We start from the raw sequence: 26181 nt of genomic DNA, 5'->3' as shown, positions 1-26181 counted from the left end.
CTGATCTGTCAGTCCTCCGCGAGCAAGGCCTCCGCGCGCAGCGCGATCTCCATGTCGAGCCGATCGTCGGCGTTGTTCAACCGGTCGCCGAAGAGATCGATGAGCTGGTGCATGCGGTAGCGGACGGTCTGCGGGTGGACCTTGAGTTTCTTCGCGATCTCCGGAGCGCTGCCCCGGGACTGGAGCCAGATCAGCAACGTCTCCCCGAGCCGCGCCCGCTGTTTGGGCGTGAGGTCGTCGAACGGGGCGAGGCTGCGCGTGCACAGCTCACGGACCAGGAACTCGTCGGCGAGCAGCCACAGGGTGGACAGGTGATCGCTGTACCGCGTGACCGGATTGTCCGGCAGGATCCCCCGCTGGACCAGCCGCAGCGTGCGGCGGGCCCACAGCAGGGAGCGCGGCGCTTCGGTGAGCCGCACGGCGGGGCCGATCACCGCGCGCCAGCCGGGGAGCCGTTCGGCGAGGTCCTTCAAGTGCTTTTCGGGGTCGCCGGTGACCAGGCAGGGCTTGGGACCCTCGAAGTCGACGAGGACGTCGGCGTCCAGGTCGGCGCTGTCGGGGTCCAGTGGGCCGAGCCGTCGCTCCAGCGCGACGACCGTGATCTCGGTGGGCAGCGCCCACTGGGCGTTGGCGGCGTGGGACGCGATCGCCTGCGGTGAGGACGGCGGATCGGAGAGCATCAGTTCGAGCAGCCTTCGCCTGCGTCTCGCCCTGGTGCCAGCGGCCCGTTCCTGCGCGGCCGTGTAGCCCTCGATCGAAAGTGCGGAAATCTCGTCCACGTAAGCGAAAATCGCTTCGGCCGCGGTGCACAGGAGATCGGCGTCCGCTCCGATCGCCTGCCCGAATTCCGAAACGTGCCGCCAGGCGACGCGGCCGCCGACGCGGTAGGCCGTCTGGAGACAATCGAGACTGCGGCCTTCGTTGAACTCGACCTTGCCGAGGTTGCGGAAGACCGCGGACCATTTGTCGAGCGCCGTTGTCCCCTGACCGATGGTATCGAGGCAGTGCAGGATCGCCTGCCGGATACCCTGCGTGATGATCTGTCCGAACGCGCCTTCCAGCGGCTGCGCGTATTCGGGGACGGCTCGTTGCACCTCCTGAAGGATGGCTCGTGCCAAGGGGTCGGCCCGCGGCCGGAACCGCTCGCCCAGGTCTCTGGGCAGTGACGCCCACAGTCCATTCGCGCCGGTGCTGCGCACAGGTCGGTTCTCCACTGGGGTTCTCGGTGCCGGCGTGAAGGCGCGCGGTCGCTGGACCGGACCCGGTGGCTGGCGGTGCGGGGTGGCGGGATGACGCACGTCGGGGTCTGGCCGTGCGGTCCGCAGATCGTTCCGCGAGAACCCGGTATCCAAGTCGGTCATGTTTTTATCCTTGTTAGCAACAAAATCAGCCTCTTCAACGGTGAAGCCGATCCAGATTTTGTGGCTCACGCAACATAAAATCCGGCCGAGAGAACTGTCAACGGCTGGCGGGACCTTGATCGGCCACCTGGATGGACTACACCCGAACGGGTGGTCCGTTCCGGCGGTGAGTGACATTTAGGCGGGCCTGAGATGGCGTCCGGATGACAACTTTTCCGGGGCGTTTTCGGGCTCTTCCGTCGCCTCGCTGGCGCGGATGAGCACCTCGACGACCTCGTCCAGGGTCAACCGGGCGGGCGCGGTCTCGGCGAGGAAGCGTTCGAGCTCGCCGCCGAACCGGGCCGGGTCGGCCACATGTGGAAAGTGTTTCGCATTTTCGAACACCGTCAAGCGGCTGTCCGGCAGCACTTCGGCCGTCTTACGGCCGTGCGCGACCGGGATGAGCGGGTCGTGCGCGCCCCAGACGACGAGAGTGGGCACTTCGCGGGCGAGGTAGAGCTTGTCGATCGCGCTCGCGCGCTGACCTCGGAGGTCGATCAGGCTGCGCGCGATGAACAGGAACGCCCGCCGCCTGCCAGGGTCGGCCAGTGACGCAAGGTGACGGGTCAGCTCGCGGGTTTCGGCGGAGAACCTCCCGCCGAGTGAGCGGCCTGCCGTGGCGAGCCCGCGCGCGATCGCGACGGTGAGCGGGTTGACCGCGAGGGTGAGTGTCGCGTTGGCACCCGGCAACGCCGTCGCGCGCAGCACCGGGGTCACCTGCGGGCCGAGTCCGGCACTGCCCACGAGCACCAGCCGGGCGCACATCTCCGGGAACTGGTAGGCGAACTGCATCGCGATCCCGCCGCCGAGGGAATGCCCGACGATGGTCGCGTGCCGGTTCCGGGTGAGCGCGAGGACGTCGCGGATCACGCTGGCCATCGCGCCGAGGCCGTAATCGGCCCGAGGGGCGGCGGAATCACCGTGGCCGGGGAGATCGGGGACGAGGACGCGGCGCCCGAACCCGGTCCGCTCGAAATGGTCGAGCAACGGCGCCCAGGTCTCACCGCTGCCCGAGATCCCGTGCAGCAGCACGAGCGGCTCGCCCTCGGCATCCTTTGTGGACGGAAGGTATTCCCGCAGCCGGATTTCCCGCCCGTGCAGGGTCAGTGTGCGCGCTTCGAGGGCCATGTCCCGCCTTTCGGTTGTCAGGCATCAAAATAACGTGAAGAAAGGCCGGCCCGTCAGCGTGTCGTGGGACACGTCCGGCATTTGCGACCGGGGTGACAAGAATGCCGGGGCAGACCCCGAGACGGATGCCAAAACCGGGACCGCCGGGCACTCGCGCATCGACATTTTCCCACCGTCCCGGTATTCAGGAAAGCGTCGGTAAACACCCGTCACCACGGGGAGAAAAAGCGATGGCCTGCCGAGCGGACTTCCACGTCGATCAGCCGAGGGCGAAGCGCGCCCGCCGCGGCCTCCGCTGGGTGCTCCCCACTGTGCCGTTACCGGAACGACGGGTCCGGCGCGTCAGTTCCCTGGCGGCCCTTCGTCGCGGCGGTGGGCGCGCATAAGCCGCTGCGCGCGCAGCGCCAGTTGCATGTTCAGCCGGTCGTCGGCGTCCCTGAGCCGGTCGCCGAACAGTTCCTCCAGTTGCCGGAGACGGTTGCGCACCGTCTGCGGGTGCACGCCGAGCCGTCGCGCGATCTCCGGTGCCCCGCCGCGGGTTTCCAGCCAGGCAAGCAAGGTCTCACTGAGCCGCTCCTGCTGTTTCTCGCTCAGCGAGGTGAACGGGTCGAGGCTCTGTTTGGCGAGTTCGGCGCCGAGGAAGTCCTCGGCGAGCAACCACAGCGTGGCGAGGTGGTCGCGGCACCAGATGACCGGGCCGGGTGCGTCTTCGTTGTTCAGCAGCAGGGCGCGGCGGGCGGTGCGGAGCGCGGCCGGGGCGTCGGCGAGCGGCACGACGGGGGACACCGCCGCGCGCCAGCCGTCCAGCGCGTCCTTCAGTGGCGCGAGGTCGGCGTCGGGATCCGCGGTGAGCAGGTACGGCTCGGCGGTGTCGAGGTCGGCGAGCACGGTGTCGTCCAGCAGGTGGACGGGGAAGGCGGGCGCGCCGGGAGCGCGCTGTAGCGCGATCATGGCGGCCGTCCCCGGCACCCGCCAGCCGGCGCCGTCGGCCAGGCTGGTGATGCTGCACGCGGACCCTTCCGGGGCCTGCGCGATCAGTTCGAGCAGACGGCGGCGCCGGAGCGGGATCGCGCCCGCCGCACTGGCCTCCGCCTCCTGGTAACCCTCGATCGTCGTGGCGCACAGTTCGTCGACGTAGACGAAGACGGACTCGGCCGCGAGCGCGATGACGTCGAGGCCGACGCCGAGCCCGCGCACGATGGGCCGCATCGCCCGCCAAGCCGCCCGTGCGCCGACCGTCACGCTGTCGTGCAACGGTTCCAGGCTCCGGCCCTCGGTGAACTCGATCCGCCCGCGCATGCGGTAGAAGTCGATCCAGCGGTCGTGGGGCACGTCCGGATCGCCGATGCAGTCGACGTAATGCCGCACCGCGCGATCGCACGAGACGACCAGGACGCGGCCGAAGACGCCGCGCAGCGGTTGTGAATACGCGGCGACGGACCGCTGCACCTGTTTGACCATGGCCGCCGCGGCGTGCCCGGTATACGGACGCAGTTCTTCGCCGAGCGAACGCGGCAACGTCGCCAGCATGTCGAAACCGCGGTACTGGACCACCGAGACCACCTTTGATTTTCTTCGAACCGGGGACGGGAAACGTGAATCCCTTTGCACAACCGCGTCGGATCGACGGGAACGGGTGCCGCAGTGTTTCTACTGGATCGGCCGACGGCGTGTACCGCGAATGTGACGTTGAATGGGCAACGAAAAGTCGCCGATGTGGCGGCTTTTGACACGGATGTGGCGACGGTTCTACGCTCCGTGCATTCGAGTGCGCCGGTGGCGCGCGGACGAAAGGGAATTCGTGCCCGGAATCGTCGGCCTACTTCACTACGGGGGATCACACACGTGAGCTGGCAGCCCGTCGGCGCGTTGTGGGCCCGCCTGCCGAGGGAACTCGGTGACGCCGTCCGCCCGCGGATCCCGGCGATCGCCCGGCACTGCGTCGAAGGCGTGGCGTCCGAGATCGGTGAATGCGCCGAAGTGTTCAGCGACAGCGAGGCGCGTGCCGCCGCCGTCGAGCTGACCAGGCGCGGTATCGAACGCGCCATCGACCGGATCGGCGTCCCCGAACTGCTGCAGAACGACCTGCTGGCGGATTTCCGTGCGCAGGGCCGGATCGCCTTCCACCAAGGGCTCAGCCGGGAGGCCGCGCAGGCGGCGTTCAGGGTCTCGAGCCGGGTGCTGTGGCGTTCGATCGCCTCGGCCGGCCGCCAGCTCCAGCTGCCGGGCGACGTTCTCTATGGCGCTGCGGAGTGCTTGTTCGGCGACGTCGTCGAGGTGACGATGGCGCTGACCGACGGCTACAACGCCGCCCGGGCCGAGGCGACGGGCCCCGCGGAGCAACGGGCCCGGCTGTTCCGGCTGCTGACCGCCGGCGCCGGGTACACCCGGGCCGACGCCGGCGCGCTCGCCGTCGCCATCGGCTGGCGGATCCCGGAGCGGATCACCGCCGTCGTCTTCACCGCGGCGCCCGGCGCGCCCGCGTTCCCCTCCGGTCTGCTGCCCTCGGCGATTCCCGTGGACCTCGTCTCCGACGCGCCCGGTGCCCTCGTCGCCTGTCCGGAAGCCGACCTCGGCGGCCTGCGGGAACTGCCTTCCGGCTGGTCGGCGACGGTCGGGGTGTCCGTCCCGACGGCGCAGGCCGCCGAATCGTTCCGGATCGCGCGCCGCGCGTCCGAACTGGCCCAGCGGGGGATGATCACCGCGGTCGGGCCGGTGCTGTGGTGCGAGGAGCACATCACCACGCTGCTGCTGCTCGCCGACGAGTTCCTGCTCGACAGGCTGGCCGTCGAGGCACTGGAGCCGTTGTCGGGGCTGGCGCCGCGCCAGCACGACGAGTTGTCGGCGACCCTGCTCACGCAGGTGCAGACGCGGGGGAGCGCGCCCGAGATCGCCCGGCAGCTCGCCGTGCACCCGCAGACGGTGCGGGCCCGGCTGCGGCGGCTCACGGAGTTGTTCGGCGAACGGCTGGACGATCCGGATCAGCGGCTGCGGATCGAGCTGGCGCTGCGCGCCGAACGGCTGCGACCCGCCGAAGCCTGACCCTTACAGCGGGCTACGCGGCGAGTCGTCCCTCTGGACACGCGTGCCGTCCCGCTGATCACGCGAAACCGCCACCGGCGCACCGCGGTAGGTACCTGAATCTCCCTTGGCCCTAACCCGAATCGCCACTCACTACCACCTCGCGGACGCGCTGACGGGCGTCGGCGACGGGGAACACCCAGCGGCGGTAACCCCACCAGCGGAACGCCGAACCCGCCGCGGTGCCGAGCAGCATGCCGCTGACGAAGTCCGCGATCTCCTGTGCGAGGAAACTGACTTCGGGGGCCTCGAACCGCAGGACGTAGCGCGAGATCAGCGGCGGGCACAGGTTGATCGTCACGGCGATGGCGTTGACCGCGAAGAACAACGCCGCCTCGGGGAACCGGCGCCTGCCGCCGCGGGTGTGGAACGACCAGCGCCGGGAGAGCAGGTACGCGAACGCCGTCGCCATGACGGTGGCGATGGCCAGCGCCGTGACCGGTTTCTCTTGCAGGACGGTGAGTTTCAGCCCGTAGTTGACGCCGAGGGTGAGGCCGAACGCGGCGAGGCCGACGGTGGCGAACCGGAGCAGCTCACGCCGCTTCCCGGCCCGCGCACCGCCGGCGGCCACGCCGTCCACAAAGGACGATGGCGCGGTTCTGAGCACCGTGGGCTCAGCAGTTCGACGTCGCCGGAGCGCCCGCGACCCGGTCCTTGAGGAAGGCGAGCACGTCGGCGTTGCCGGTGTAGACCGCCGTGATGTGGTCGGTTTCGAAGGTCTTCCAGGTCGTCTTGACCCCGGCGGTGCAGTAGGTCTTGTGTAACGCGTCGGCCTGGGCGAACTGCACGAGCTGGTCCTGGGTGGCGTGGTAGAGGAGCACCGGGACCTCGGGCGGTGTGCCGCCGAGCTTGTTCTCGTTGAGCCGCTTCACCCATTCCGGCCGCACGTAGCCGGCGCTGGTCGTGTAGTCGGCGATCTTCTGGTTCGCGTAGGTGGTGAGCAGTTCGAACGTGCAAGCGCTCTTCTGCATCTCCGCCAGCTTCACGCGGCCGTTGTCGCTGAGGAACGAGTCCAGCTTCAGCTCGGGATAGGCGTTGTCCAGGCCGATCAGGGCGTAGGCGAAGACGCCGAAGCCTGCCTTCCCGTCGAGTTGCAGGGTGACCTGCACGAGGTCGGCGGGCACACCGCCGGCGGCGACGCCGACGAGGTTCATCTCCGGCGCGTAGGCCGGTTGCAGTTCACCGGCCCAGGCCGCCGCCCCGCCGCCCTGCGAGTACCCGCGGAAGAGCACCTTGGCGTCGGTGGACAGCTTCGCCTCCGGCAGGCGTTGCGCGGCCCGGACCGCGTCGATCACCGCCGGGCCCTCCGAACGGCCGACCACGTACGTCGTCTTCGGATCCTGGCGGTAGCCCTCGTAGTCGGTGAGCGCCACGGCGTACCCGGCGTCGAGCGCGTCGTCGAGGCCCGACTGCTCGTAGAACGCGCCGATGTCGATCATCTTCGAAGGCGTGCAGTCGAACGCCGGACCGTGTGTACCGGCGGCGAACGAGACGATCGGCGCCTTCGCCGGGTCGGCGTTCTTCGGCACCAGCACGGTCCCGGTCACCGCGTCCGGCCGCCCGAGTGCGTCCGTCGACAGGTACATGACCTGCCAGGCGTTGACGGAATCCTTACGCGGACCGGCCTTCGAAATCCGCGAGCGGATGATGTCGCCCGGTTTGCCCGCCGGGAGCGGGGACGGCGGGGTGTAGAACGCATCGTCGGACGCCGCCGTGACGGCGGAGCTCGCCGGGCTCCCGGTCAGCACGGTCAGCAGACCGGCGGACAGGACGATCGCCAGCGCGGCGGCGAGTATCCGGCGGGACGGGCGGGGGAACGGGGTCGGCACGGCCGGGCCTCCAGAGCGGGTGGGCAGGTTGAGGTGCGGGAGAGCGTCACTCAGGCGTTGCCGCCGTAGACCTGGCGGCAGGTCTTGGACTCGGCGAACGCGAGATCCAGTTCCGGGTTGGCACGCAGGTGCTTGATCGGGCCTTCGGGCTCGCTCAACCCGCTCATCGTGGTGTCGGCGTCGGCGACCACCTTCTGCAGGCTCGCCTGGTCGGTGACCTTCGCGTCCTGCATCTTCACCAGGGTCGCGGACACCTTCGACTTGGTCTCGTCGAGCGTGGTGGTGGCCTTGTCCACAGCGGACTGTCCATCCGGGACCGGCGGCACCCCGGCGTTGCGGATCCCGCCCGCCATGTCGTCGAGCGCCACGGTGAGCGAGTTCAGAAAGCCCACCATGGCGGTCTTCGCACCCTGCGGGTCGTTGGGGTCGAACGCGGGCGGCTGGGTCAGCTTCGCCGAGCCCGTCGCGACTCCGGAGCACACCTTGTCCGCCCAGGCGAGCGCGGCTGGGTCGGCGTGCCTGCCGGTGTCGGCGGGCTCGTCGGACCCGCAGGCGCTCAGCAGGACCGCCGCGGCGGTCAGGGAGACGGTGGCGAACGCGATTCGCGCTGCCGGGCGGCGCATTCTTTTCATGGTTTCCCCGTCGAATTCGGCGAAAGAGGGCCGGCCGTGGCACGAGGAGCGGGATTCCGCGGTGGTCGGCGGTGACCGGATTGCTGAAACGCGAGGTTACTCACGAAAGATTCCGGCAGGCAAGGAGGGTGGTGCCCGGAAAAGGGCGATTGGCATGCGCGAGATAGTTTCCCGCCGCACGATTGTCACCCTCGTCAGCGGTTCGGCGTGGGACGCGATATGGCTTCGTGCTGGGAAAACCCATGTGCCGCTACTAGGAACCGGCCGGACGCACCGTGCCAGGGTGACAATTTACCGGCGGCGCGTCAACTTTTCCGGGGAACCACTTGATAGCGGGACTGCCGCGTCGTTAGTTTACTGTTCGGTTGCGATCCGTCAGACATCGTCGCTACCCGGAGAATTCTCTCGGGCCGATATTCATTGCTCTGGGGAATTGTACGCCGTTTCGTATCATCGTTGATACCACGGAAGGACGATCGTGAGTCACCGTAGAGGAACCAAGAAGGCGGTCGCCGCCGCCGCTGCCGGTGCCGTGGGGCTTGCCGCCGCGGTACTCGTGGTCGGGGCACAGTCCAGTGTCGCCGATCCGATCTCGCTGCCCCTCAACTACCACTGCGACCTGCCGCTCGTGGGGTCACAGTCGCTGAAGGTGGTGATCAACACCGATCTTCCGCTGTCGGTCAAGACCGGTCAGCCGACCGGCACGTTCGACATCAAGGCCGTCTCCACGATCAACGCGGACACGGTCAGCGGGCTCAACCTGATCGGTGCGACCACGCTGGAAGGACAGGCCATCGCGGCGGCGACCGTGGCGGCGCCGGGGCTCAACCTCCCGGTCAGCGTCCCGAACGACATCGCCAAGCAGAACATCCCCACCTCGGGTGAGATGACGGTCAACGCGGCGGGCAAGACGCCTTCGCTGACCTTCAACCAGCCCGGCGAAGCGAAGATCACCGTGGGTGACCTGCGGTTGAAGGTCACCCCGCGCAAGGCCGACGGTTCGGTCACCGGCATCACGCCGGACGGCACGATCGACGCGCCGTGCACGCAGGATCCCGGTCAGAACAACACCCTGGCCACGATCAAGATCGGTGACGGCGGTGGCGGCACGACCACGCCCACCACCCCGACCACGCCCACCACCCCCACGACGCCGACCACGCCGACGACCCCGCCCACTACCACCACCACCCCCGGTGGCGGCGGGATCAAGTACGCGTTCGGCATCAAGGGACAGACCGCGCTGAAGTCGCTCGGCAGCACGGCCGCGATCAACGGTGGCTTCGACGCGAACGTGGACCTCGCGTCGAAGACGTTCACCGGTGACCTGAAGCTCGACCCGTCGTCCACCCAGTTCAAGCTGTTCGGGTTCGTCGACGGACGTTCGGAGATCAAGGTCGAGCAGGTCGGCAAGCAGACCGGTGAGCTCGTCGGCACCGGGTTCAAGGCGCACATCAAGTTCAACGTGTTCCTGCCGAGCGTGCAGGTCTTCGGGATCCCGATCAGCAGCGACCCGAAGTGCGGCACGGTCAGCCCGTCCACCAGCGAGATGACCACCGGTCCGGACTTCGACCTGCTCAAGGGCGGGAAGCTCTCCGGTACCTACTCGCTGTCGGCGCTGCAGAACTGCGGTTCGTTCAACGACATGATCAGCATGTTCGCCAAGAGCGACGGCAACACGCTCGATCTGAACCTCACCAAGAAGTAAGTCAGGCAGCCGGTCCCCGTCGCGTTCCGTGACGGGGACCGGTGCCGTTTCCGTGCCGTCCAGGAAGGCGACCATGCCCCTTCGCATCAACGTCCGGATGCTCCTCGCGGCGGGCCTCATCGTCCTGCTCACCGCCGGCAGCCTGCTGTTCGTCGCCGTCCGGAGCGCGGCGGCGGGCACCCCCGTGGCCAAGAAACTGTCGTTCACCTGCCCGTTCCCGCTGATCGGGCTGCAGAAGCTCGACGTGGACATCAAGGCCGACTTCGAGGTCCCGACGGCGCCCGGCGGCACGCTCACGACCTCCGGGCTGACCATCACCGTGACCGTGCCGGACAAGGCCGCTCGCGGGCTGAACCTCGTCGGCGCCGCCACCATCGAGGGCACCGCGGCCGCGGGCGTGACACTGGTCAACGGTGACGCGAACCCCCTCCCGGTGCGCCTCCCGTTGAACGTCGCCAAGACCGACCTCCCGCCGTCCGGCACGTTCAGCACGGTGGCGACGGGTTCCGTGCCCACGATCACGCTGGCGAAACCGGGCAAGACCACGCTGACCATCGGCGACTTCACCACCCGCCTCACCCCGAAGAAGGCCGACGGCTCGTTCACCGGCATCGGTTCGTTCACCTCGGACTGCGCGCTCGACCCCGGCCAGGATCCGGTGCTGCTCTCGTTCGAACTCGGCGACAAGCCCGCGGGCCATCGGTACACGGTCGCAGGCAAGACCGGACTCAAAGCACTCGGCGCCGCCGCGCCGCTGGCCGGCTCGTTCGACCTGAGCCCCACCGCGGCCACGGTGTTCAGCGGCGGCCCGGTGTTCGACAAGGCGCACGCCGACTTCCGGCTGTTCGGCTTCCTGCCGGGCTCGGCGGATCTGGAGTTCGTCGCCGACGGACCGCAGGGCGGCGATCTCGCCGGGACCGGTTTCGTCGCACGGCCCCGGTTCACCACCGTCCTGCCGCTCGTCACGCTCGTCGGCATGCCGGTCAGCACCGGGCCGGGCTGCCGGACGTCGGCCCCGTCGACTGCGGAACTGCGCACCGGTGACGGTTTCACCATGGCGGCAGGCGGCACGCTCACCGGAACCTATTCGCTGGCGCCCCTGACCGGCTGCGGCGCCTTCACCTCGTACGTGAGCTCGCTCGTCCAGGGCGACGGCAACACCTTCGACCTCACGCTGACCCCGCGCTAGTCACGCACCTGCGCTCGGGTGAAGTACATGAAGGACCCCTTCCTGTACCTAGGCGCAAGGAAGGGGTCCTTCATGTACTGAGGAAGGGGCCTTCACGCAGAGGTTTCGCGTGACTGATGGGACGACACACGCGAAACCTCCGTCGGCGCACCGCCACCCGAACACTCACGACCGGCTCCACCGGCACCTGTTTCCACCACCATCGCAGTAGTCGGGCCGGAGGCGGGTCCGGTTCCCGGCGGCGGTAATCTGCCTCGCGACACCACCCGGACACCTGTTCCACCACCAAGCAACCATTGGTGAACCCGGGAGTGCCACGAAATGACGATTTCCGCGCCGGAGGCCGCCGTCCGCACGGTGGAACTGACCGTGTCGGGGATGACCTGCGCCGCTTGTTCGGCGCGGGTCGAACGCACCTTGAACAAACTGGACGGTGTGCGCGCGTCGGTGAACTACGCGACCGAGCGCGCCACCGTGCAGGTGCCCGAAGCGCTGGCCGACGAAGTGCTCATCGAGCGGGTCCGCAAATCCGGGTACACGGCGGAGGTTCGCGGGGAAGAGGATCCGGACAGCGGTTTCGCCCGGGTGCGGGATCTTCGTCGGCGGCTGGTGGTCGCCGCGTTGCTGGCGATCCCGCTGGGGAACCTGTCGATCACGCTCGCGCTGGTGCCGCGGCTGCGGTTCCCCGGCTGGGAGCTGCTGTGCCTCGCGCTGGCCGTTCCGGTGGTGTTCTGGTCCGCGCTCCCGTTCCACCGGGCCACGTTGCGGAACCTTCGCCACCGTTCGTCCAGTATGGACACCCTGGTTTCGCTGGGTGTGCTCTCGTCGTTCGCGTGGTCGGCGTGGTCCGCCTTCGCGGGCGGCTCCGAACCCGGGTACTGGATCGGCTTCGGCCCGACGGCGGCCGGTGCCGACGCGATCTACCTCGACGTCGCCGCCGGGGTGACCACCTTCCTGCTGGCGGGCCGGTACTTCGAAAGCCGGTCCCGGCGCAGTGCCGCCGGGCTACTGGCGGCACTGGACGCCTTGGCCGCCAAGGACGTCCGGGTGCTGCGGGACGGAGCGGAGCGGATGGTGCCGATCGGTGAACTGGCCGTCGGCGAGCTGTTCGTGGTCAAGCCGGGGGAGTCGATCGCCGCCGACGGCGTCGTCCACAGCGGACTGTCCACTGTGGATATCAGCGCGGTGACCGGAGAGCCGGTGCCCGCGGAGGCCGGCGAAGGAGACCGGGTCATCGGCGCTTCGGTGAACCGGGACGGCAGGCTGGTCGTCCGCGCGACCGCGGTCGGCACGCACACCCAGCTCGCCCAGATGACCGCGCTGGCCGAACGCGCGCAGGCCCGCAAGGCCGCGGTGCAACGCCTGGTCGATCGGATCTGCGCGGTGTTCGTCCCCGCCGTGTTCGGCGTGGCCGCGGTGACGCTCGCGGTCTGGCTGCTCGGCGGGGCGCCCGTCCGCGAAGGGTTCGCGGCCGCCGTCGCCGTCCTCATCATCGCTTGTCCGTGCGCACTCGGGCTGGCGACGCCGACCGCGCTCATGGCCGGGGTCGGCCGCGGCGCCCAGCTGGGCATCCTCATCAAGGGACCCGACGCGCTCGAGGCGAGCCGCACGGTGGACACCGTCGTGCTGGACAAGACCGGCACCGTCACCACCGGGAAGATGACCGTCACCGCGTTCCGCCCCGCAGACGGGTTCACCAACGGCGAGCTGCTGCGGTTCGCCGGAGCGGTGGAGTCCGGTTCGGAGCACGCCATCGCGGCGGCCGTGGTGACCGCGGCGAGGGCCGAACTGCCGGACCTGCCCCCGGTCGAACGCTTCGGCGCCCTGCCGGGGCTCGGCGCGAAGGGCGAGGTCGAGGGGCACGAGGTCCTCGTCGGTAACGCGCGGCTGTTCGCCGATCGGGGGATCAGCGTCCCCGGCGACTTCACGTCGGAGGACGGAACCACGGCGATCCTCGTCGCCGTGGACGGCCGGGTCGCCGGACAGCTGGCGATCCGGGACGTCGTGAAGCCGTCGGCACGGGCCGCCGTCGACGTCTTGCACGCGCTCGGCCTGCGGACCGTGCTCCTGACCGGCGACAACGAAGCCGCCGCCCGCGTGGTCGCGGACGAGGTCGGCGTCTCCGACGTGCGCGCCGGCGTGCTGCCCGCGGAGAAGGCCGCGGTCATCGAAGAACTGCGCGCCGGGGGAGCGCGGGTCGCGATGGTCGGCGACGGGATCAACGACGGCCCGGCGCTGGCCACCGCGGATCTCGGCATGGCGATGGCACAGGGCAGTGACATCGCGTTGCGCTCGGCCGACATGGTGCTGGTCCGCGAAGACCTGCGCGTGGTCCCCGACGCCATCCGGCTCGCCGACCGGACCCTGCGGATCATCCGGGGGAACCTGGTCTGGGCGTTCGGCTACAACGTCGCCGCGATCCCGCTGGCCGCGCTGGGCCTGCTGAACCCGCTGATCGCCGGTGCCGCGATGTCGCTGTCCTCCGTGCTCGTCGTGTCCAACAGCCTCCGGCTCAAGGACTTCGGCCGTGCGGACCGACGCGCTGCGTGACACTTCCGGGTGGTTTTGTACCATCGCCCCGGACAAGGGGGCCTTCGTGAAGCCGTTGAACACCGGCGAACCCACCGGCGTGGGGCGCTACCGGGTGTTCGCCGCGCTCGGTGAGGGCGGGATGGGCCGGGTGCTGCTCGGGGTCTCCGCCGACGGGCGCCTGGTCGCGATCAAGCAGGTCCACCCGGGTTTCGCGCACGATCCCGGCTTCCGTGAGCGGTTCCGCCGGGAGGTCGAAACCTCCCGTCTGGTGTCCGGCGCGTACACCGCCCCGGTCATGGACGCCGATCCGCACGCGCCGACACCGTGGCTGGCCTCGGTGTTCGTCCCGGGACCGGCCCTGTCCGACGCGGTCTCCGCGGGTGGGCCGCTACCGCCGATGGCGGTCCGGCACCTCGCCGCGGGGCTCGCGCTGGCGCTGGGCGACATCCACCGCGCCGGGCTGATCCACCGGGACCTGAAGCCGAGCAACGTCATCCTCGCCGGCGACGGCCCCCGGGTGATCGACTTCGGGATCGCCCGCGCGGTCGAAGGCGACTCCGAACTCACGCACACCGGCGCCGTCATCGGTTCGCCCGGGTTCATGTCGCCAGAGCAGGCCGAGGGCAAGCCGCTGACCGCGGCGAGCGACATGTTCTCGTTCGGCGCGTTGCTGGTGCTGGCCGCGACCGGGAAGAGCCCCTTCAGCGGGACGTCCACTCCGCACACTCTGTACAACGTCGTGCACGTCCAGCCCGATCTGCGGTATCTGGCGCCGGAGCTGCGGCAGATCGTCGAGCCGTGCCTGGCGAAGAACCCGGCGGACCGGCCGTCCCCGGCCTGGGTGCTGGAGCGGCTCGGCCCGATCCCGCCGGTGACCAGCCCGTGGCCCCCAGTGGTGTCGCACCTCATCGAGAGACAGCAGGCCGAGGTCCGGCGGCTGCTGAACCCGCCTCCGCCGAAGCGATCCCGGCGCGGCCTGTACGCGGGACTGGCCGCGGCCGCCGTGGTGCTGCTGGCCGGTGGCACCGTCGCGGCGGTCTCGCTGTCCGGGGAAGACCCGCCTCCGGCCGCCATCGCGCCGAGCTCCTCGCCGCAGCCGGACGAACCGGTCGCCACCCCGGTCAACCAGGATCCGCTCGGCCCGGACAACCTGCGCCGGGTCGACCTGTGCAAGGTGCTCGCGGGCCGGGATGTGCCAGGGTTCGGCAAGCTGAGCACGGAGATGGACATCCATTTCGACTCGTGCACGTACTCCTCGCCCACCGGGAAATGGCTGGACCTGCAGATCGGCGGCGATCTGGTCGAAGGCGTGGCGGGCGGCGAGCTGGAAGGGCTTCCGCTGCGCATCAAGGGCTCCGACGACGCGTGCGCGGTCGCCGTCCCTGTCGCCGGCCTGCCGAACACCAAACTCAGCGTCGACGTCAACTCGATGTCCACAAAGGACGAGGCGTGTTCGGTGGTGAAGGCCGCGCTCTCCGACGCGGTCAAGCGGATCCGCGCCGGAGGCCACGAGCGAGCGCTTCCGGCGGGCACCCTGGCTCCACTGGACCCGTGCGCGCTGCTCGGACCGGCGACCACGGACCGGCTGATCGGCCCCGTCGTCGAAACGATCCGCGAACATCTGCACCAATGCCGGTACGACGCGGCGGGCAGTGTCCGGGTGAGCTTCGTGCGGGCGTACCCGCCGGTGCAAGCGAAGGATTCGTACTACACGGAGACCGCCACCCTGGATCTCGGCGGTGCCAAGGTGTACCTGGCGAAGAAGGACGACGGCGTCGCCCGGTCCCTCTGCTCGCTGACCTGGCAGCACCGGTCGGTCAGTGATCGAGACGGGGAGAACGTCGAGCTGACCGTCGGCACCAGCGGTACCAAGATGACCGCCGACGAAGCCTGCGAGAAGGCGAAGGGCTTCGCCGGGGCGCTGTTACCGAAACTTCCGAAACCCTAGGGCTGAGCATGAAACCGTTGAACCCCGGGCAACCCCGGCAGATCGGCCCGTACCGGATCATCGCCGAGATCGGTGAAGGCGGTATGGGGCGCGTCGTGCTCGGCCTTGCCCCGGACGGCAGGCTCGTCGCGGTCAAGCAGCTGCACGCCCAGTTCGCGCACGATCCCCGATTCCGTGAGCGGTTCCGGCGTGAGGTTGCCACGTCGCGGCTGGTTTCCGGCGCCTACACCGCCGCCGTCATGGACGCCGACGCGGAAGCGGAAACCCCGTGGCTCGCTTCCGTCTTCGTCACCGGTCCGTCGCTGAAGGAGGCCGTGGACGCCGCCGGACCGCTACCTGTCGAGTCGGTCCGGCTGCTGGCCTCCGGACTCGCCGCGGCGCTGACGGAGATCCACCGTGCCGGGCTGATCCACCGGGATCTCAAGCCCAGCAACATCATCCTGACGAGTGACGGACCCAGGGTGATCGACTTCGGCATCGCGCGGGTGGCGGAGGAGGCGCAGGAGCTCACCGGGACGGGCGCGATCATCGGGTCACCCGCCTTCATGTCGCCGGAACAGGCGGGCAGCGGGCAGGTCACCGGCGCGAGCGACGTGTTCTCCCTCGGTGCGATCCTGATCATGGCGTCGACCGGACGCGGCCCGTTCACCGGTCCGACCGCACCCCAGACGCTGTATAACGTCGTTCACGCCGCAGCGGATTTCAGCGCGGTTCCGGACGAGATCCGGCGGCTCGCCGAACCCTGCCTTGCCAAGGACCCGGCGCGACGGCCGACGCCGGAGCAGATCCTGGACTTCCTCGGCCCGGTCCCGCCCGGCGCGGCGCCATGGCCGCCCGCCGTGCACGCCCGGATCCAGCGGCAGGACGCCGAGGTGCGCTCGGTGCTGGCGCTGCCGTTGCCGTTCTTGCGGCCGACGCCGAAGAAGATGGCACCGAAGACGAAGAAGATCCTGTTCGGCGCCCTCGCTGCGGTCGTCCTGCTCCTGATGTCGGCGATGGTCGCGCTCGGTCTCACCATCGCCGACCACGCCAAGCCGGAGAACCCCGGAACGACTTCGCTGTCGGCGACCGACGCACTCGGCCCGGAACGTCTGCGGCTCGTGGACCCCTGCAAGGTGCTCGCCGGCCGGTTCGTACAGGAGTTCGGCACCCTGAAACCGGATACGCGGCTGACCCACCCGGCCCGCTGCAAGTACACCGGCCTCAAGGGCGTCACCTTCGAGGTGCTGCTCGGCGAAGGCGTGTCGACCCGCAGCCCCGAGCGGACCGATCGCACTGCTGAGGGACTTCCGTTGCTGCGCAGCACGATCAGCGGAGGATGCGACTCGGTCGTCCAGCTGCCGGCGGACCGGCGGCTCGGTGTCGTCGTCTCCTACCTGGGCCGGGACGGCGATCGCTGCAAGGCCGCCGACGACATGCTCTCCGCCGCCCTGACCCGGCTGCGCACCCACGAGGTCGACCGCGCCGGAGACCCGGCGAGCATCCTTCCGCTCGACCCGTGCGCGGCCGCCGATCCGGTGGTGCTCGGCAAGAACATGACCGGCGCGCAGGCGGCCCCGCGGATGTTGCGGATCTGCGAGTGGGAGGGCCGCGGGGACACGCTGACCGTCGAGTTCCAGCAGGGTTGGTACTCGCCAGAGGGTTCGCCGGTGGACCTCGGCAACGGAGTCACCGGCGGCGTCCACGAGTTCGGCGGCTCGAACTGCGCCGTGACGTGGCAGCACCGTCCGCTGCCGGACCGCGAGGCCGAACACGTCGCCGTCCGGCTGCTTGCGCGCGAAGGCGGAAGCCCCTGTGACCGGGCGAAGGAGATCGCGGTCTCGGTCGCCTCGAAGCTGCCGAAACCCTGAGCCGACCGAGTGTCGATCGAGAAGGGGAACCCCTGTGCGCGCCCGGAAACGGGTCCGCTAAGCTAGCTTCAGTACGAACAACTTCACCACGCGCGTTTAGCTCAGCGGGAGAGCGCTTCCCTGACACGGAAGAGGTCACTGGTTCAATCCCAGTATCGCGCACCAGGTTCACTTCCCCGGTGAACCGGAGTTCGTACCGCGGGCGATTAGCTCAGGGGGAGAGCGCTTCGTTCACACCGAAGAGGTCACTGGTTCGATCCCAGTATCGCCCACCGCAGTGAAGGCCCCACCCGGCTCGGGTGGGGCCTTTCGCGTTGCGGGGCGTTGGGCCTCGTGAGCGGTCGCGGTCGTGGGGACATAAGAGCTCAGCGCAGCGACTCGATCATCGGCGTGAGTGTGTCCATCGTCGCGGCGAGGTCGGCCTTCGGGTCGGGGGAGTGGGCGAGCCAGACGGCGGCCTCGTTCATCGCGCCGGAAAGCAGGCGTACCAATGGTTCCACGGGCCGCTTCGCGAGGACGCCTTCGGTCATCAGTCCGGTCAGCGCTTCGGCGAGGTGCCGGGCGGAGGACTCCGCGTCCAGTTCGCGCCAGTCCTGCCAGCCGACCACCGAAGGACCGTCCAGCAACATGATCTGCTGGATCTCCGGATCGGTCGCCGCGGCGAGGAACGCGCGGCATCCGGCCAGCAGTCCCGCCCACGAGTCCGCCGCGGCGTCCGCGGCCCGCGCGATCTGCTCGCCGACGTCGTGCTGGACGACGCCGAGCACATGCCGGAACAGGTCCGCCTTGCTGCTGAAATGGTGGTAGAGCGCGCCTTTGCTCACGCCCGCGGTCTGCGCGATGGTCTCCAGTCCGACCTTGCCGTATCCGTGCTCGGCGAACAGTCGCCGGGCGGTGGCGGTCAACGCCTCCATCGTCTCTTCGCGTTGCTGCTGTTTCGTGCGGGCCATGACCCGAATCTTGACATACCGACCGTCGGTTGGCTAACTTCGACAAAACAAACCGACGGTCGGTATTGTTCACGAGGCAAGGTGGCATCATGCGTCTGACCAGCTTCTATCCCGTTCTCATGACCGAGAAGATCGCCGAGACGCGGGACTTCTACTGCGGCCACTTCGGCTTCGAGCTCACCTTCGAGGCCGACTGGTACGTCAGCCTCAAACGCGGCGAGTGGGAGCTCGCGATCCTCGCTTCCGGGCACGACACCATTCCCGCGGGGGCGGGCAAACCCGTGCAGGGACTGTTGCTGAACTTCGAGGTCGAAGACGTCGACGCCGAACACCGGCGGCTGGTCGTGGAGGCAGGGTTGCCCGAGGCACTTTCCTTGCGCAGTGAGGAGTTCGGGCAGCGGCACTTCATCGTCGCCGACCCCAACGGCGTGCTGATCGACGTGATCCAGGAGATCCCGCCGACCGGGGAGTTCGCCGAGCAGTTCATCGACGACGCCCGCCCGCGCTGACGAGGACGGCCACCACGAACAGTCCACAAGCGACGGCCGCCGACACCTGCAGTCCGGTGGTGCAAGCGATCCGAGCGGCGTCGAGCACTTCGCCGGCCAAACGCGACGTAAGGCCCGAGGCGGCCGCTTCGGCCTGAGCAGGTCCCGACAAGGCAAGCGCCCGCGCCGGTTCCGGCACCCCGGCCGGAACGGACAGGTGACCCGCGTACACCGTGGCCGCCAGGGAACCGAAGACCGTCGTCCCGAAACCGGCGCCGAGTTCGTAGCCCGTCTTCTCCACCGCCGCGGCGCCGCCCGCCTGGTCCGCCGAGGTCGCCGAAAGGAGGGTGTCGGTGCTCGAAGTGAGCGCGAGCGCCATACCCAGTCCCAGCCCCGTCATCCCCGCGCCGAGCAACACCGGCGACGTCAGCGCGGCCGGGCCCGCCGCCGGGACCAGCAACGACACCGCCGTCACCGCGAACCCGGCCGTGCGGACCCGCGCGTTGCCGAACCGTCCCAGCAGCGAAGGGGCCACGACACTGCCGACGGCCGACGCGCCCAGCACCAGGAGCAGCCGGGCCGCCGCCGCGGTCGGCGAGAGACCGAGCACCACTTGGAGGTACTGGGCGAACAGCAGGCCGAGCCCGACCAGCGTGCTCATCACCAGCAGCACCCCGCCGACCGCGGCCCGCACTCCCGGCCGCCGGAACAGGGTGAGGTCCAGCAGTGGCGGATCGGTCCGGCGCTGGCGGCGCAGGAACAGTCCGATGAGGACACAGCCGGTCACGCCCGAAACCGCGGCCGTCGTCCAGGAACCCGGCTGCCCGACGGCGAACGCGATACCGAGGACACCGCCCGCCGCGAGGGCGGCGCTGAGCGCGTCCCACGGCCGCCGCCCCGGCGGGTTGCGGGGGAGCCACCGCAGCGCCAGTACCACCGCCGCCAGGATCACCGGCGGGTTCAGCAGGAACGTGGCCCGCCAGCCCCACGCCTCGACGAGCACCCCGCCGAGGATCGGCCCGAACACCGAGCCGGTCCCGGCGATCCCGCTGCACACCGCGATCGCCGTGCGGCGGTGTCGCTGCTCCGGGAAGAGCTCGCGGAGCAGCGACATCGTCACCGGCATGATCATCGCGCCGCCGCAGCCGAGTAGCGCGCGGAAACCCAGCAGCACCGGGACGTTCGGCGCGAACGCGCAGCCGAGCGACGCGACCCCGAACACGACGTACCCGGAGACCAGCACCCGTCGTCGCCCGTACCGGTCGCCGAGGGTGCCGAACGGCAGCAGCAGCGGCGCGGCGGTCAGCGGGTAGATCGCCACGATCCACACCTGCGCCGCCGCGCCGGGCCGCAGCCGCCGGACGAGGTCGGGTAACGCGACGTGCAGCACGGTCGCGTCCACCGCCACGAGGAAGAGCCCGGCACCGAGCACCGCCAGCAGCGGCCAGGCGCGGATGGCCGCTCGCTCGGCCCGGGCCGTGGTCACAGGAGTCCCGCCAGATGCCTCGCGACGACGTCGACGTGAGGCGGGTCGACCACCGACAGGTGATGTGCCTCGACCGGCACGATCTCCAGCCCAGGGCACAGCTCCGCCCAGCCCGCCGCGAGATCCGTGCGCGAATACCGGGGTTCCATCGCCAGCCCGGCCGCGTACTGCTCGATCGCCCGGTAGAGCACGACCCGGCCGTCGTAGCGGCGGGGCGTACCGCGTTCGGCCGCCAGCGTGTCCAAAAAGGACTGACGCTGGTGCCGGAGCACGCCGGGGCTGAGCAGGCCCGCTTCGGCGACCCGCCGCATGGTCAGCTCGATCTGCTCCTCTTCGGGCAGCGGCGCCAGCTCCTCGTGCCCGAGTCGGACTTCGCGGCCGTAAGTCCCTTCGACGTAGCCGGTGAATCGCAGGAACCGCCGGGCGGACGACGCGCGCGGATCGAGATCCGGCTCCGGAAGCGGGAGCATGGTGTCGATCAGCGCGACGAACTCGACCTCTTCGCCTTCCTCGGCCAGACGCGCGGCGACGCCGTAGGCCAGCGCCCCGCCGAACGACCAGCCCGCCAGCCGGTACGGCCGGTCGCGCCCCTGTTCCCGTACCAACGGCAGGAGCTGTTCGACGCGTTCCTCGATGCCGACACCGGGAACGCGTTCGAATCCGACGCACGGCACCGAGGCAGGCAGCCGGTCCATCAGCGGCCGGTACACGGTGCAGGTGCTGCCGCCGGGGTGGAACAGCAGCAGCGGCGCGACCCCGGTTTCACCACGAGCGAGGACGTGGACCGGCCCCCGCTCCTCCCTCGTGTCGAGGACGGCGCGGGCGACGTCGGCGATGGCCGCGAGGGAGTCGTGCCGCCGGAGTTCGGCGGCGTCGACGGGCGTGTCGAGTTCGGCGCTGAGCCCCTCGGCGAGCAGTTCGGCCAGCCGGTCCGGGGAGCCGGTCTCGGTCAGCCGGACCTGCGTGCCGCCCGCGTCGGTCCCGGTGTGCTCCTGCCACAGGCGCAGGACCAGTCGGTCGGCCGCGTCCCACGCACGGCCGCGGGCCGGGAGTGGTTCTTCGTCCTCGCGCGGCGTGAGGTCGCGGCTGAGATCGGCGAGAGTGGCACCGCGAAGCACGCTGACGGCGTCGGGTTCGGTGCCGAACTCCCGGCGGACGGCCTCCCGGATCCGGTTCGCCATCAGGGAGTCCAGTCCGAGTTCCACCAGCGGGACGTCGGCGTCGATACGGTCGGGCCGCAGCCCCATGACGGCGGCGACGATCTCGGTCAGCCGGTCACCTCCGCCGCTTCGTACGGGTTCGGGTTCCGGTGTGCGCGCCGCGAACGACGGCGGCTCCCCGGCGGCGGTGTACCAGTGCCGTTCGTGCCGCCACGGCATCGGCGGGACGTCGACCAGGCGGGCACCGTCGTCCGGATCGGCGGGGGTGATCCGGGTACCCGCGCAGTACAGTTCGGCCGCCGCGGCGCCCAGCGCGCGGACCTCGTCCTGGCCCCGGCGCAGCGTTCCGGTGACGACGGCGTCGTGGATCCCCTCGGCTTCGAGCGTCCTCGCCACCGAACCCCGCAGGATCGGATGCGGCGACACTTCGAGGAAGACGCGGTGACCGTCCGCGGCGGCGGCCGCCACGGCCTGCCGGAACCGCACCGGACGGCGCAGATGCGCGGCCCAGTACCCGGCGTCGAAGTCCGGCAGCTCCCGCGGATCGGGAAGAACCGTGTCGTACCAAGGCACCGTCGGGCGGCGGCCACCCAGTTCGTCGAGCGCCTCCCGGAGCGCGGGCAGGATGGGGTCGACGCGAGCGGAGTGCCCGGCGACCTCGACCGGCAAAAGCCGTGCGGTCAGCCCGGCGGCTTCGAGTTCCGCGACGAGCAATTCGAGCACGGTCGCGTCCCCGGCGACGGTCAGCTGCCCCGGCGCCGATTCGACGGCGAGTTCGATGTCCGGGTACAGGTCGAGTTCCTCCGGCGCCAGTTCCACCGCGGCCATCGCCCCTCCCGGGCCGATGGTGCCCAGGAGCCGGGCGCGGGTCGCGACCAGGTGGACGGCCTCGTCGGGAGTGAGCACGCCGCTCACCACGGCGGCCGCCGCGGAGCCGAGCGAGTGCCCGACGACGGCCGCCGGCCGGACCCCGAGCGCCTCCCATTGCGCGGCCAGCGCGATCTGCGTCCCGAAGATGGCGGCCTGGGTCCCGGGCAGCGAAAGCGGCTTGGCGCTGGTGAGCAGGGCGCGCAGCGATCGGCCGGTGTGCTCGGTGAACAGATCGTGGAGCTTGTCGACCTGGGCGGCGAAGGCAGGCTCGGCGGCAAGCAGCCCGCGTCCCATCCCCGCCCACTGGGAGCCGTGGCCGGAGAACACGAACACCGGGCCGTCGCCGCTCCGCGTGGTGCCGGCGACAGCGCCCGCGGGCAGCGGATCGGCGCCGGTGCCGACGGCGCGCAGCAGCACCGCGAGCTCGGCGGTGTCCCCGGCGACGACGGCGGCGCGATGCGGTCCGCCGTTGTCACGCCGGAACAGCGTGTGGGTGACGTCGGCGAGGGAAAGCGACGGCGTGGCCGAGGACTCCAGCCAGTTCGCCAGCTGGGTCGCGCGTTCGGTGAGCCGGTCGCGGGTACGGGCGGACAGCAGCCCGATCCGGACGTCCTCGCGGTCTGGGGCTGGTTCCAAGGCAGGGGCCTGTTCGAGGACGACATGCGCGTTGGTCCCGCCGAACCCGAACGCCGACACCCCGGCCGTGGCGCGGCCGGACAGGCGCGGCCACGGCGTCGGTTCGGTCACCACCTTCAGGCGCAGGTCGTCGAACGGGATGTGCGGGTTGGGGGCGGTGAAATGCAGCTGGGGCGGCAGTTCGTCGTGGGTCATCGCGAGCACGACCTTGATCAGCCCGGCGATCCCCGCCGCCGCCTCCGCGTGCGCGATGTTCGTCTTCACCGAGCCGATCAGCAGCGGGGCGTCGGCCGGGCGGTCCTTGCCGAGGACGGCGCCGAGGGAGCGGGCCTCGATCGGGTCGCCGAGCAGCGTGCCGGTGCCGTGCGCCTCGATGTAGTCCACAGTGGACGGATCGAGCCGGGCGCCGTGGTACGCCGTGCGCAGCATGTCCTGCTGGGCGACGGGGTTCGGTGCCGCCATGCCCTGGGATCGGCCGTCGGAGTTGACCGCGGTCGAGCGGATCACCGCCAGCACCCGGTCGCCGTCGTACTCGGCGTCCGCCAGCCGCTTGAGCACGACGACGCCGCAGCCTTCGGCACGCGCGATCCCGTCGGCGCCCGCGGCGAAGGTCTTGCACCGGCCGTCCCCGGCCAGCAGTCCCGCGGCGGCGAACGCGGCCGTCGGTCCGGGCAGCAGCATGAGGTTCACCCCACCCGCCAGCGCCAGATCCGCCTCGCCGTCACGCAGCGCGCGCACCGCGTGGTGCACCGCGACCAGCGACGAGGAGCAGGCGGTGTCCACCGCCATACTCGGCCCGCGGAGGTCGTAGACGTAGGAGAGCCGGTTGGCCGAGATGCTCCCGGCCGCACCGGTCGCCGTCCACAGGTCGACCCCGCCGCCTGCCATCGTGAGGTGCCCGTAGTCGTGGGTGGAGATCCCGGTGAACACGCCGGTCCGGCTGCCGCGCAGGGAGGCCGGGGCGATCCCGGCATGTTCCAGCGCCGCCCAGGCCACCTCCAGCAGCATCCGCTGTTGAGGGTCCATTGTGGACGCTTCACGCGGGGTGATGCCGAAGTGCTCGGCGTCGAAACCGGCCACGTCGTCCAGGAAACCGCCGACGATCGGCGCCGCGTCGGCGTTCCACCGGCCCGGCGGCGCGGTCCGGACGGCGTCCCGTCCGCTGCGCAGCAGTTCCCAGAACTCGTCGAGACCGTCCGCTCCCGGCCAGCGGCAGCCGAGGCCGACGACGGCGATCGGGTCGGTCCGGCGCCGGTCGGTGCCCGGCGATTCCGGCTCCGGTTCGGTGCCGCCGGTCAGGGAGCGGGCCAGGTGGTCGAGGGTCGGGCTTTCCCACAGCAGGGTCGCCGGGAGCGGGGTGCCGAGCAGGTTTTCGAGATCGCCGGCGATACCGACGGCCTGACGGGAGGACAGGCCGTAGTCGCTGAGCGGGCGATCGGCTTCGAGCCGGGCCGGGTCGACGCCGAGGTGTTCGGCGACGGTGTCGAGCAGCCAGCGGCGCAGTGCGGGGGTGTCGAACGTCGGGTTTCTCATCGCACCAAGGCCTTTCCGTAGTCGCCTGCGAGGTAACGGTCGCGGCAGGCGGCGCGCGCGATCTTGCCGCTGGAGGTCCGCGGGACCAGTCCCGCCGGGACGAGCACGACGTCGCGCAGCGCGAGGCCGTGCGCGTCCGAAACAAGTCGCCGGATCACCGCGGCGAGCGCCCGTTCGTCCTCGGTGGTCAGTGCGGTGTGACCGCGGTGCTCGGCGACGATGACCGCGGCTTCGGTGTCGGTGCCTTCGACGGCGAACGCGGCGACACTGCCGGGGCGGATGTCGCGGTCGGCCGACGCCGCTGTCGCTTCGACGTCCTGCGGATAGTGGTTGCGGCCGTCGACGATGAGCAGGTCCTTGATCCGGCCGGCGATGTAGACCTCGCCGTCGTGCCGCACGCCGAGGTCGCCGGTGCGCAGCCACGGCCCGCCGGGCAGTCCACTGTGGTCCCCGGTCAGCCGCGCGCCGAAGGTTTCGGTGCTCTCCAAGGGCTTCTGCCAATAGCCCGTGCCGACGTTGGGCCCATGGACCCAGATCTCGCCGACCGAGCCGTCTTCCAGCGCGACACCGGTTTCCGGGTCGACCAACGCGACGTGCTGGCCCACCGGGACGCCGCAGGCGACCAGCCGGAGACCGGTTTCCGCCTGGCGCGCCGTCCCCGCGCCCAGCGCGGCACGGTCGAACGTCGTGACACGCGGGGGAGCGGCGGGGCCGGTGGTGACGAAGACCGTCGCCTCGGCCAGCCCGTACGCGGGACGGGTCTTCTCCGGCAGGTAACCGGAATCGGCGAAGGCCGCGTGGAACCGGTCGAGGACTCCCGCGTTGATCGGCTCCGCGCCGTTGACGATCGCGGCGACCCGGTCGAGGCGGAGTTTGGCGCGGTCCTCCTCGCGCACCCGGCTCGCGGCGTAGTGGAACGCGAAGTTCGGGGCCGCGCTCCAGCTCCCGTTGTGGTCGCCGAGCAACTCCAGCCAGCGCACCGGGCGCTCGATGAAGGCCAGCGGATCCATCAGCACCGACCGCATGCCCAACGCCAGCGGCGTTATCAGGCCGAGCACGAGACCCATGTCGTGGAACAGTGGCAGCCACGACACCGTGGTCCCCGACGCGTCCATGCCGAGCCCGTGCACCGCCTGGCTGACGTTGGCCAGCACGTTGGCGTGGGTCAGCACCACTCCTGCCGGGCTGCGGGTCGAGCCGGACGTGTACTGCAGGTACGCCACATCGTCCGGTGCCGGTGCCGGGGCGGGCCACGCGCGGACCGGGCCCGGTTCGGGCTTGTCCGCCGCGACGACGGCGACGCGTTCGCCGCCGGGCAGACCGGCCAGGAACTCGCGGACCGCGCCCTCGGCCGCGGCGGTGGTGATCACCGCGGTGGGGGAGCAGTCGGTCAGCACCGCGGCGAGCCGTCCGGCGTGCCCGGGCAGCCCGGGGTCGAACAGCGGGACGGCGATCGCGCCCGCGGTGATCGCGCCGAGGAACGCGACGACGTACTCGGTGCTCTGCGGGCACAGCACCGCCACCCGGTCACCGGGCCGGACCGGCAGCGCCCCCGCGACGGCGTCGACGCGCTCCTGGAGCTGCTTCCAGGTCAGGGTCCGTCGCCGCCCGGCGCGGTCGGTCGCGAAGTCGGTGAAGGTCACCGCGGGCCGGTCGCCGTCGGTGTCCGCCCAATGCCGGAGGCAGGCGGGGAGGGTGGGGCCGGCCGTGGCGGGCAGGTTTTCGGGGGCCAGGGACATGGCTTCTCCTCAGGGGTCTTCA

General features: G+C 70.5%; 17 protein-coding genes and 2 tRNA genes. 9 read left to right on the top strand and 10 right to left on the bottom strand.

The window, feature by feature from the left end:
* Positions 1-8: 8 nt before the first annotated feature.
* From ACLJO0_RS30105 to ACLJO0_RS30095, 3 genes are all read right to left on the bottom strand, one after another.
* Positions 9-1199 (bottom strand): helix-turn-helix domain-containing protein, encoded by a 1191-nt coding sequence (locus tag ACLJO0_RS30105; RefSeq protein ID WP_410582234.1) that lies wholly within the window; start codon positions 1197-1199, stop codon positions 9-11.
* A 339-nt stretch (positions 1200-1538) separates the two neighbouring features.
* The gene (locus ACLJO0_RS30100; protein ID WP_410582081.1) at positions 1539-2528 is read right to left on the bottom strand and encodes an alpha/beta fold hydrolase; all 990 of its coding nucleotides are present in this window, start codon (positions 2526-2528) and stop codon (positions 1539-1541) included.
* A gap of 342 nt (positions 2529-2870) precedes the next feature.
* Positions 2871-4091 (bottom strand): helix-turn-helix domain-containing protein, encoded by a 1221-nt coding sequence (locus ACLJO0_RS30095; RefSeq protein ID WP_410582080.1) that lies wholly within the window; start codon positions 4089-4091, stop codon positions 2871-2873.
* 282 nt (positions 4092-4373) lie between these two features.
* On the opposite strand from ACLJO0_RS30095, the gene ACLJO0_RS30090 reads away from it, so the two are divergent.
* Positions 4374-5570 carry a helix-turn-helix domain-containing protein gene (locus ACLJO0_RS30090; RefSeq protein WP_410582078.1) on the top strand — a complete coding sequence of 399 codons (1197 nt, stop codon included), beginning with the start codon at positions 4374-4376 and terminating at the stop codon, positions 5568-5570.
* Between the two features lie 112 nt (positions 5571-5682).
* Here ACLJO0_RS30090 and ACLJO0_RS30085 read toward each other — a convergent pair whose 3' ends face one another.
* The 3 genes from ACLJO0_RS30085 to ACLJO0_RS30075 are packed head-to-tail and all read right to left on the bottom strand — an operon-like array spanning position 5683 to position 8061.
* Positions 5683-6180, bottom strand: a complete 498-nt coding sequence (locus tag ACLJO0_RS30085) for a GtrA family protein (protein WP_410582232.1) — start codon at positions 6178-6180, stop codon at positions 5683-5685.
* Positions 6181-6223: 43 nt separating this feature from the next.
* Positions 6224-7438, bottom strand: coding sequence for a lipase family protein (locus ACLJO0_RS30080; protein ID WP_410582076.1), 1215 nt, complete (start codon positions 7436-7438; stop codon positions 6224-6226).
* Between the two features lie 50 nt (positions 7439-7488).
* Positions 7489-8061 carry a hypothetical protein gene (locus ACLJO0_RS30075; RefSeq protein WP_410582075.1) on the bottom strand — a complete coding sequence of 191 codons (573 nt, stop codon included), beginning with the start codon at positions 8059-8061 and terminating at the stop codon, positions 7489-7491.
* Between the two features lie 487 nt (positions 8062-8548).
* On the opposite strand from ACLJO0_RS30075, the gene ACLJO0_RS30070 reads away from it, so the two are divergent.
* The 7 genes from ACLJO0_RS30070 to ACLJO0_RS30040 all read left to right on the top strand — a co-directional run bounded on the left by ACLJO0_RS30070 (position 8549) and on the right by ACLJO0_RS30040 (position 17569).
* Positions 8549-9778 (top strand): DUF6801 domain-containing protein, encoded by a 1230-nt coding sequence (locus tag ACLJO0_RS30070; RefSeq protein ID WP_410582074.1) that lies wholly within the window; start codon positions 8549-8551, stop codon positions 9776-9778.
* A 73-nt stretch (positions 9779-9851) separates the two neighbouring features.
* On the top strand, positions 9852-10967 hold the full coding sequence (locus tag ACLJO0_RS30065; RefSeq protein ID WP_410582073.1) for a DUF6801 domain-containing protein: 1116 nt from the start codon (positions 9852-9854) through the stop codon (positions 10965-10967).
* Between the two features lie 321 nt (positions 10968-11288).
* The gene (locus tag ACLJO0_RS30060) at positions 11289-13517 is read left to right on the top strand and encodes a heavy metal translocating P-type ATPase (protein WP_410582072.1); all 2229 of its coding nucleotides are present in this window, start codon (positions 11289-11291) and stop codon (positions 13515-13517) included.
* Positions 13518-13563: 46 nt separating this feature from the next.
* Complete coding sequence (locus tag ACLJO0_RS30055; protein ID WP_410582070.1) at positions 13564-15447, top strand: serine/threonine-protein kinase; 1884 nt, start codon at positions 13564-13566, stop codon at positions 15445-15447.
* A gap of 8 nt (positions 15448-15455) precedes the next feature.
* Positions 15456-17297, top strand: a complete 1842-nt coding sequence (locus ACLJO0_RS30050; RefSeq protein WP_410582068.1) for a serine/threonine-protein kinase — start codon at positions 15456-15458, stop codon at positions 17295-17297.
* A 90-nt stretch (positions 17298-17387) separates the two neighbouring features.
* Positions 17388-17462: transfer RNA gene (locus ACLJO0_RS30045), tRNA-Val, on the top strand.
* Between the two features lie 35 nt (positions 17463-17497).
* A tRNA-Val gene (locus ACLJO0_RS30040) sits at positions 17498-17569 on the top strand.
* A 93-nt stretch (positions 17570-17662) separates the two neighbouring features.
* Here the strand turns inward: ACLJO0_RS30040 and ACLJO0_RS30035 are convergent.
* Positions 17663-18247: a TetR/AcrR family transcriptional regulator gene (locus ACLJO0_RS30035; RefSeq protein WP_410582067.1), complete on the bottom strand. Its 585-nt coding sequence runs from the start codon at positions 18245-18247 to the stop codon at positions 17663-17665.
* An 89-nt stretch (positions 18248-18336) separates the two neighbouring features.
* Here ACLJO0_RS30035 and ACLJO0_RS30030 point away from each other — a divergent pair, with 89 nt between their 5' ends.
* A complete protein-coding gene (locus ACLJO0_RS30030; protein ID WP_410582065.1) occupies positions 18337-18756 on the top strand; it encodes a VOC family protein in 420 nt (139 codons plus the stop codon).
* Here the strand turns inward: ACLJO0_RS30030 and ACLJO0_RS30025 are convergent.
* Genes ACLJO0_RS30025 through ACLJO0_RS30015 form a run of 3 tightly spaced genes read right to left on the bottom strand, consistent with a single transcriptional unit; the run spans position 18731 to position 26159 of the window.
* The gene (locus ACLJO0_RS30025) at positions 18731-20221 is read right to left on the bottom strand and encodes an MFS transporter (RefSeq protein ID WP_410582064.1); all 1491 of its coding nucleotides are present in this window, start codon (positions 20219-20221) and stop codon (positions 18731-18733) included. The two genes, ACLJO0_RS30030 and ACLJO0_RS30025, sit on opposite strands and share 26 nt — an antisense overlap.
* Positions 20218-24420, bottom strand: a complete 4203-nt coding sequence (locus ACLJO0_RS30020) for a beta-ketoacyl synthase N-terminal-like domain-containing protein (RefSeq protein WP_410582062.1) — start codon at positions 24418-24420, stop codon at positions 20218-20220. The genes ACLJO0_RS30025 and ACLJO0_RS30020 overlap by 4 nt, the downstream gene beginning before the upstream one ends.
* The gene (locus tag ACLJO0_RS30015; RefSeq protein ID WP_410582060.1) at positions 24417-26159 is read right to left on the bottom strand and encodes a fatty acyl-AMP ligase; all 1743 of its coding nucleotides are present in this window, start codon (positions 26157-26159) and stop codon (positions 24417-24419) included. The genes ACLJO0_RS30020 and ACLJO0_RS30015 overlap by 4 nt, the downstream gene beginning before the upstream one ends.
* Positions 26160-26181 lie beyond the last annotated feature (22 nt).

Source organism: Amycolatopsis sp. lyj-108 (genome assembly GCF_046549005.1).
GTDB lineage: Bacteria > Actinomycetota > Actinomycetes > Mycobacteriales > Pseudonocardiaceae > Amycolatopsis.
This window is presented reverse-complemented; position numbering and strand designations above follow the sequence as displayed.

Bases quoted from the DNA above. Each gene is read 5' to 3' on its own strand.
- ACLJO0_RS30030 (WP_410582065.1), top strand. From the start codon at position 18,337: ATGCGTCTGACCAGCTTCTATCCCGTTCTCATGACCGAGAAGATCGCC.
- ACLJO0_RS30065 (WP_410582073.1), top strand. From the start codon at position 9,852: ATGCCCCTTCGCATCAACGTCCGGATGCTCCTCGCGGCGGGCCTCATC.
- ACLJO0_RS30020 (WP_410582062.1), bottom strand. From the start codon at position 24,420: ATGAGAAACCCGACGTTCGACACCCCCGCACTGCGCCGCTGGCTGCTC.
- ACLJO0_RS30100 (WP_410582081.1), bottom strand. From the start codon at position 2,528: ATGGCCCTCGAAGCGCGCACACTGACCCTGCACGGGCGGGAAATCCGG.
- ACLJO0_RS30035 (WP_410582067.1), bottom strand. From the start codon at position 18,247: ATGGCCCGCACGAAACAGCAGCAACGCGAAGAGACGATGGAGGCGTTG.
- ACLJO0_RS30050 (WP_410582068.1), top strand. From the start codon at position 15,456: ATGAAACCGTTGAACCCCGGGCAACCCCGGCAGATCGGCCCGTACCGG.
- ACLJO0_RS30075 (WP_410582075.1), bottom strand. From the start codon at position 8,061: ATGCGCCGCCCGGCAGCGCGAATCGCGTTCGCCACCGTCTCCCTGACC.
- ACLJO0_RS30060 (WP_410582072.1), top strand. From the start codon at position 11,289: ATGACGATTTCCGCGCCGGAGGCCGCCGTCCGCACGGTGGAACTGACC.
- ACLJO0_RS30015 (WP_410582060.1), bottom strand. From the start codon at position 26,159: ATGTCCCTGGCCCCCGAAAACCTGCCCGCCACGGCCGGCCCCACCCTC.